8 protein-coding genes are annotated in these 7,331 nt (G+C 73.0%); all 8 read left to right on the plus strand.

Going from position 1 to position 7,331, the window contains the following annotated elements; all coding sequences use genetic code 11:
- Positions 1 to 628: DUF6286 domain-containing protein (locus tag DY240_RS31605; protein WP_119658598.1), on the plus strand; the 628-nt coding region annotated here is incomplete at its 5' end.
- Positions 625 to 1,197, plus strand: coding sequence for a hypothetical protein (locus DY240_RS03595; RefSeq protein WP_119658599.1), 573 nt, complete (start codon positions 625 to 627; stop codon positions 1,195 to 1,197). The genes DY240_RS31605 and DY240_RS03595, both read left to right, overlap by 4 nt.
- 182 nt (positions 1,198 to 1,379) lie before the next feature.
- On the plus strand, positions 1,380 to 3,209 hold the full coding sequence (locus DY240_RS03600; RefSeq protein ID WP_407659270.1) for an acetolactate synthase large subunit: 1,830 nt from the start codon (positions 1,380 to 1,382) through the stop codon (positions 3,207 to 3,209).
- A 9-nt stretch (positions 3,210 to 3,218) separates the two neighbouring features.
- The gene (gene ilvN / locus DY240_RS03605) at positions 3,219 to 3,743 is read left to right on the plus strand and encodes an acetolactate synthase small subunit (protein ID WP_119658601.1); all 525 of its coding nucleotides are present in this window, start codon (positions 3,219 to 3,221) and stop codon (positions 3,741 to 3,743) included.
- Between the two features lie 28 nt (positions 3,744 to 3,771).
- Positions 3,772 to 4,800 (plus strand): ketol-acid reductoisomerase, encoded by a 1,029-nt coding sequence (ilvC, locus tag DY240_RS03610; RefSeq protein ID WP_119658602.1) that lies wholly within the window; start codon positions 3,772 to 3,774, stop codon positions 4,798 to 4,800.
- A gap of 36 nt (positions 4,801 to 4,836) precedes the next feature.
- Entirely contained in the window at positions 4,837 to 5,472 is a 636-nt protein-coding gene (locus tag DY240_RS03615; RefSeq protein WP_119658603.1) for a LysE family translocator, read from the plus strand.
- 1 nt (position 5,473) lies between these two features.
- Positions 5,474 to 6,286: a helix-turn-helix domain-containing protein gene (locus DY240_RS03620; RefSeq protein WP_119658604.1), complete on the plus strand. Its 813-nt coding sequence runs from the start codon at positions 5,474 to 5,476 to the stop codon at positions 6,284 to 6,286.
- 354 nt (positions 6,287 to 6,640) lie between these two features.
- A partial coding sequence (locus tag DY240_RS33965; protein ID WP_407659271.1) for a DUF222 domain-containing protein occupies positions 6,641 to 7,331 on the plus strand: 691 nt, incomplete at its 3' end.

Here is a 7,331-nt window from a genome sequence, read left to right on the forward strand (position 1 = left end):
CGCCCGCGAGGTCGGCGAGCTGACCGGGTTGACGGTCGACCGCGTCGACGTGCGCGTGACGGCGGTCGCCCCGTACCGGCCGCCGCCCGAGGCCGAGCCGCTGCCGGGGGCGGGACGGCCGGCGGCGCCGGGAGCCGCCCGGAAGGCCGGCCTGCTGGTGGCGCTGCTCCTCACGGCACTGGGCGTCGCCGCGATCTACGACGCGCTGGTCCAGGGCGGCGTCGTCGGCGGACGGCGGCTGGTCGAGCCGTTGCTGGAGTGGCTCGACGGGCTGGAGCCGCAGGACTGGATGCTGCCCGCGGGCATCGCCGTCGCCCTGGCCGGCCTCGTGCTCGTGCTGGCCGCGCTGTGGCCGCGGCCGCGGCGGTCGCTCCCCGTCGCGGCGCGCACCGGGGTGTTCGCCACGCGCGGCGCGATCGAGGAGCTGACCGTCGACAGTGCGGCTGGCCACGGCGGGGTGCTCGACGCGGGCGCGCGGGCGCGGCGGCGCTCCGTGGCGGTCCGGGTGGTCACCGACGGCGAGCCGGAGACCCCCGCCGAGGTGCGGCAGAGCGTGGCCGAGCGGCTGACCAGGCTGGCCCGGACGCCGAAGGTGCGCGTGGGCGCGCGGCGGAAGGAGGAGCGATGAACCGGGCGGCGGCCGGCGCCGAGCGGCTGGCCGTGCTGCTGACCGGGCTGGCGTTGCTGGTGCTCGGCGCCGCGGCGGTCGCCTGGGAGCGGGACTGGATCCCGGACGCCGTCGACCGCCTGGACGCGTCGGCCCTGCTCGACCGCACCGGTGAGCGCTGGTGGCCCTGGGCGGTCGGTCTGCTGGGACTGCTGCTCGTGGTCGTCGGCCTGCTGTGGCTGGGGGCGCACGCGCGCCGCCGCAGCCTCGCCCGGCTGAAGCTGCCGGGAACCGGTCGCGGCGGTGCGCTCGAGGTCGACTCCGGCGCACTGGTCGAGGCGGCGTCGGCGGCTCTGGACGAGGCGCCGGGCGTGACGGCGCGCTCCGGCCGGGTCTGGCGCGACCAGCGCGAGGTGGTGGCCGAACTGCGGGCCGCCCTCGACCCAGGCGCGGACCTGGACGAGGTGGCCGACGCCGCCGACCGGGCGGCGGCCGTCCTCGGCGCCTATCTCGGCCCGCAGACGGCGGCGCGCTGCCGGGTGCTCCTGGTCAGAGGCCGGCCGTGGGCCCGGCGGACCCGAGTACGCTGAGCGACCACGATCTGAACACCGATTCCGGATGGTGAGACATCCATGGATCTGCCTTGACGCGCACCCTCCGGGTGAGGGACCGTGCATTCGTGCGTTTCGGCATTCTCGTACTTCATTAGCGCGTCAGGCGAACCAGCCGACGCGCTACCCCTCGTCAGCCCGCACCCGGGCCGAGGGGTTTTTTGTTGCACGGGACAGCTCGACACGGACACACGACCACGGAGAAGAAGGGTCCGGCCATGCCGCAGGGACAGCCCACCAGGGACAACGGGACGACGATGACGGGCGCCGCGAGCCTCATCCGCTCGCTCGAGGCGGTCGGCGTCGACACCGTATTCGGCATTCCCGGCGGCGCGATCCTCCCGGCCTACGACCCGATGCTCGACTCCCAGCAGATCCGGCACATCCTGGTCCGGCACGAGCAGGGCGCCGGTCACGCCGCCGAGGGCTACGCGCTGGCCACGGGGAAGCCGGGCGTCTGCATGGCGACGTCGGGGCCGGGCGCGACGAACCTGGTCACGCCCATCGCCGACGCGCACATGGACTCCGTCCCGATGGTCGCGGTGACCGGCCAGGTCGCGTCGGCGGCCATCGGTACCGACGCGTTCCAGGAAGCCGACATCCGCGGCATCACGATGCCGATCACCAAGCACAACTACCTGGTGACCGACCCCGCCGAGATCCCGCGGACCATCGCCGAGGCGTTCCACATCGCGACGACGGGGCGGCCGGGGCCGGTCCTCGTCGACGTCGCCAAGGACGCCATGCAGGCCATGACGACGTTCCGCTGGCCGGTCGAGCTCGACCTCCCCGGCTACCGGCCGGTGACCCGTCCGCACGCCAAGCAGGTCCGCGAGGCGGCCCGGCTGATGGCGGCGGCCAAGCGCCCGGTGCTCTACGTCGGCGGCGGGGTCCTGCGCGCCCGTGCCTGGACGGAGTTGCGCCGGCTGGCCGAGCTGACCGGGTTCCCCGTCGTCACGACGCTCACGGCTCGCGGCGCGTTCCCCGACAGCCACCCGCAGCACCTGGGCATGCCCGGCATGCACGGCGCGGTCGCGGCGGTGACGGCGCTGCAGAAGGCCGACCTGCTGATCGCGCTGGGCGCCCGGTTCGACGACCGCGTCACCGGCAAGCTGTCGTCGTTCGCGCCGAACGCCGCCGTCATCCACGCCGACATCGACCCGGCCGAGATCTCCAAGAACCGCGTCGCCGACGTCCCGATCGTCGGCGACTGCAAGGAGGTCATCGGCGAGCTGATCCCGGCCATCGAGGCCGAGTTCGCCGCCGGCACCCGGGCCGACCTCACCGGCTGGTGGCGGCAGCTGGACCAGTGGCGCGAGAACTACCCGCTGGGCTACACGCCGGCCGAGAACGGCGAGCTCATGCCGCAGTACGTGATCGAGCGGCTCGGCAAGCTGGTCGGCAGCGACGCCATCTACGTCGCCGGCGTCGGCCAGCACCAGATGTGGGCCTCGCAGTTCATCTCGTACGAGAACCCGAACACCTGGCTGAACTCCGGCGGCGCCGGCACCATGGGATACGCCGTCCCGGCCGCCATGGGCGCCAAGGCCGGCCGGCCCGACACCACCGTCTGGGCCATCGACGGCGACGGCTGCTTCCAGATGACCAACCAGGAGCTGGCCACCTGCGCCATCGAGGGCATCCCGATCAAGGTCGCGGTCATCAACAACGAGAGCCTCGGCATGGTCCGGCAGTGGCAGACGCTGTTCTACGACGGCCGGTATTCCAACACCGACCTCGGCAGCCGCCGCATCCCCGACTTCGCCAAGCTGGCCGAGGCCTACGGCTGCGTCGGGCTGCGCTGCGACACCGCCGAGGACGTCGATGCCACCATCGAGAAGGCGATGGCCGTCGACGACCGCCCGGTCGTGGTCGACTTCGGCGTGCACCGCGACGCCATGGTGTGGCCGATGGTCGCCGCCGGCACCAGCAACGACGAGATCCAGATCGCCCGGGGCATGGCCCCCGAGTGGGACCGCTCCGAGGACTGAGAGGACACGATGAGCAAGCACACGCTGTCGGTGCTGGTCGAGAACAAGCCGGGCGTCCTGGCGCGCATCGCCGCGCTGTTCTCGCGCCGCGGCTTCAACATCGACTCCCTCGCCGTCGGGCCGACGGAGCACCCCGCGGTGTCCCGCATGACCGTCGTCGTCGACGTCGAGGACTCGCCGCTGGAGCAGGTCACGAAGCAGCTGAACAAGCTGGTCAACGTGCTCAAGATCGTCGAGCTCGACCCCGGCCAGTCGGTCCAGCGCGAGCTGGTGCTGGTGAAGGTCCGCACCGATCCCGAGACCCGGCCGCACGTGCTGCAGACGGTCGAGCTGTTCCGCGCCAAGGTCGTCGACGTCGCCACCGACGCGGTGACGATCGAGGCGACCGGCTCGTCTGACAAGCTGAGTGCGCTGCTCAAGGTGCTGGAACCGTACGGCATCCGCGAGCTGGTGCAGTCCGGCGTGGTGGCGGTGGGCCGCGGATCGCGCTCCATCACCGACCGCGCGCTGCGACCCGTCGACCGCGTCGCATAGAAACCCAGAGATAGAAGGAGACGCCCTCGTGGCAGAGATGTACTACGACGACGACGCCGACCTCTCGGTCATCCAGGGACGGGTCGTCGCCGTCATCGGCTATGGAAGCCAGGGCCACGCGCACGCGCTGAGCCTTCGCGACTCCGGCGTGGACGTCCGCGTCGGCCTGCAGGAGGGCTCGAAGAGCCGCGCCAAGGCCGAGGCCGAGGGCCTGCGGGTCGTGACGCCGGCCGAGGCGGCCGCCGAGGCCGACCTCATCATGATCCTGGCGCCCGACCACGTGCAGCGGCACATCTACGCCAACGACGTCGAGCCGAACCTGCAGGAGGGCGACGCGCTCTTCTTCGGCCACGGCTTCAACATCCGGTTCGGCTACATCAAGCCGCCGGCCAACGTCGACGTCGCCATGGTCGCCCCGAAGGGCCCGGGTCACCTCGTACGGCGCGAGTTCGCCGACGGCCGCGGCGTGCCGGTGCTGGTCGCCGTCGAGCAGGACGCGTCGGGCTCGGCCTGGGCGCTGGCGCTCTCCTACGCCAAGGGCATCGGCGGCCTGCGGGCCGGCGGCATCAGGACGACGTTCGCCGAGGAGACCGAGACCGACCTGTTCGGTGAGCAGACGGTGCTCTGCGGCGGCGTGTCGCACCTGGTGCAGGCCGGTTTCGAGGTCATGACCGAGGCCGGCTACCAGCCGGAGGTCGCCTACTTCGAGGTGCTGCACGAGCTCAAGCTGATCGTCGACCTCATGTACGAGGGCGGCATCGCCAAGCAGCGCTGGAGCGTCTCCGACACCGCCGAGTACGGCGACTACACCACCGGCCCGAAGATCATCGACGCGTCGGTGAAGGAGCGCATGAAGGACGCCCTGACGGCGATCCAGGACGGCTCGTGGGCGGCCGGCTTCATCGCCGACCAGGACGCCGGCGCGCCGGACTTCAAGCGGCTGCGGGCGCAGGGCGAGGCGCACCCGATCGAGGCCACCGGCCGCGAGCTGCGCAAGCTCATGAGCTGGGTGAAGTCCAGCGACGACGACTACACCGAGGGCACCGCGGCGCGCTGACGCCGTCGTCTCTTCGTTGACGGAAGGGGGATCGCGATGATCTCGACCACGCACCTGCTCGCGTTCGTCGTCAGCTCGTTCGTCCTCATCGCGATCCCCGGCCCGAGCGTGCTGTTCACCGTCGGCCGGGCCCTGGTGCTCGGCCGGCGCGGCGGCATCGCGTCGGCGGCCGGCAACGCCGTCGGCGCGATGCTGCAGGCACTCGCCGTCGCGTTCGGGCTCGGCGCCATCGTCGAGCGATCCATCGTCGTCTTCACCATCCTCAAGTTCGCCGGCGCCGCGTACCTGATCTACCTGGGTGTGCAGGCGATCCGGCACCGCAAGTCGTTCGCGGGGGCGGCCGGGGCGGTCCGCATCACCAGCGCCCGCCGCGCCGCGCGCGAGGCCTTCGTCGTCGGGCTGACGAATCCGAAGGTCATCGTCTTCTTCGCGGCCGTCCTCCCGCAGTTCATCGATCCCGCGGGCGCGAGCGCTGCCGTGCAGATGGTGCTGTTCGGCGCCGTCTTCACCGTGATGGCGTTCCTCATGGACAGCTGCTGGGCGGTGGGCGCCGGCACCGCGCGCGAGTGGTTCGCCCGCTCGCCCGGGCGGCTGGGCCACTTCAGCGCCGTCGGCGGCGTCGCGATGATCGGGCTGGGCGCCCGGGTGGCGGTCACCGGCCGCCACGACTGACATGCTGTTCCGCCGGTCGCGGCCCGAGCTCGCGCCGTTCGTCGAACACCTCTGGTACGTCGACGAGCCGCTGCCGCCCGGACGTGACCGCACCCTGCCCACCGGCGCCGCGCAGCTCGTCGTCAACCTCGCCGCCGACCGTCTGAACTGGTACGACGGCGCCGACCTCGCCGAGCGCCGCGGGGTCGGTGGCGCCGGCCTGTGTGCGCCGCTCGCCCGGCCGATCGGGGTCGACACCGCCGACCAGGCGTGCACGGCCGGCGTCGTGTTCCGTCCCGGCGGGCTGGCGGCGTTCGTGGACCTGCCGGTGTGCGCGCTCACCGACCACGTCACCGCCCTGGCCGACGTCTGGGGGCCGGACGGCGGCAGCGTGCGCGAGTGGGTGCTCAGCGCGAGGACGCCCGGGGAGCGGCTGGACGTGCTGGAACGCCTGCTCCTCGCGCGGCTGCGTGCCTCCGGCGGACCGCGGCGCGACCCCGCTGTCGCCTACGCCGTCGACGCCCTCGACCGCGGCGCCGCGGTCGGTGCCGTCGCCGACCGGCTCGGGGCGTCGGCGTCGACCCTGCGGCGCCGCTTCCACGCCGCCGTCGGGCTGTCGCCGAAGCAGTTCGCCCGGGTCCGGCGGCTGCAGCGGGTGCTGCGCACGGTGACGGCGTCCGGCGTCCCGGCGCCGGACTGGGCGGAGGTCGCGGCGTCGCACGGCTACTTCGACCAGGCGCACCTCGTCAACGACTTCCGCGCCCTCACCGGCCTGACGCCCGGCCGGTACCTGCCGCGGTCGGCGGCTGAGCACAACCACGTGCCCCTCGGCTGATCCGGACCTTGTCGGTGGGTCGGTCTAAGATCATTGGCATGTTCGAAGAAGCGCTGCTGACTGCTCCGCCGCCGGAGGTTGCTCCGCCGGCGGGGTGGGAGGTGGCGTGGCCGCATGACGATCCGAGCGTCGCCGACATCGATNCCGCATGACGATCCGAGCGTCGCCGACATCGATCCGGCGCTGCTGGAACAGTTGTGCACCGGCGGTGAGGCCGCTGTCGCGGTCTTCGATATCGAGCAGGTGCCGGCGGGGCCGGAGTTGGCGGCGCGGCTGGCGGCGTTCGATCCGTCGGTCGCTACGGCTGACGAGCTGGTGGAGGCGGTGGCGGCGTCCGCCCGGTTGGCCGCGTGGGTGGCCGGGTTCGAGGCGGGCGCGGCCGCGCAGTTGGCCTCCCGGGCGGAGATGCGTCCCGATGAGACGGGGTACCGGTCGGTGAACCCGGTGACGAACACCGCGATGACGCTCGCCGGGCGCTGTCAGGTCACCTGTAGGCAGGCGGAGAACCAGGTCGGCCACGCGATCCAGCTGGTGCTCGATTTTCCCGACACGCACGCCCTGCTCGCGACCGGGCTGATCGATCTGCGCCGCGCCCGGGTGGTCACCGACGAGCTCGGCGGCCAAGACCCGCATGTCCGCCGACGGGTGGAGGCGGCGGTACTGCCCAAGGCGCCGTTCCTGGATTCGGTCGCGCTGCGGAAGCTGATCAAGCAGTTGCTGCATGAACTCGCCCCGACCGAGGCGGCGGACCGGTACGAGACGGCTCGTGAGCGCCGCTACGTCGCCATCACCCCCGCGTCGGATGGGATGGCGCATCTGGAGGCGCGGCTGCCCGCCGCCGACGCCGCCGCCCTGGACACGGCGTTGAACGCGGCCGCGGCGGACGCCAAACGTGCCGACGCCGCCGCCGGGGTCCCGGCGCGGACGAAGGACCAGCGCCGCGCCGACGCCCTCGCCGAGCTGGGCTGGGCCGCCCTCACCGCCTGCGCCGACGGCGCCACCACCCCGCTGGCCCACGCCGCCGGAGTGGCCGGCTCCGCCGGCG

Origin of the sequence: Jiangella rhizosphaerae (assembly GCF_003579925.1) — a bacterium.
Lineage (GTDB): Bacteria > Actinomycetota > Actinomycetes > Jiangellales > Jiangellaceae > Jiangella > Jiangella rhizosphaerae.

Excerpts from the sequence above, each read along its gene's own strand:
- DY240_RS03620 (WP_119658604.1), top strand. The coding sequence starts at position 5,474 with ATGCTGTTCCGCCGGTCGCGGCCCGAGCTCGCGCCGTTCGTCGAACAC.
- ilvN (WP_119658601.1), top strand. The coding sequence starts at position 3,219 with ATGAGCAAGCACACGCTGTCGGTGCTGGTCGAGAACAAGCCGGGCGTC.
- DY240_RS03595 (WP_119658599.1), top strand. The coding sequence starts at position 625 with ATGAACCGGGCGGCGGCCGGCGCCGAGCGGCTGGCCGTGCTGCTGACC.
- DY240_RS03615 (WP_119658603.1), top strand. The coding sequence starts at position 4,837 with ATGATCTCGACCACGCACCTGCTCGCGTTCGTCGTCAGCTCGTTCGTC.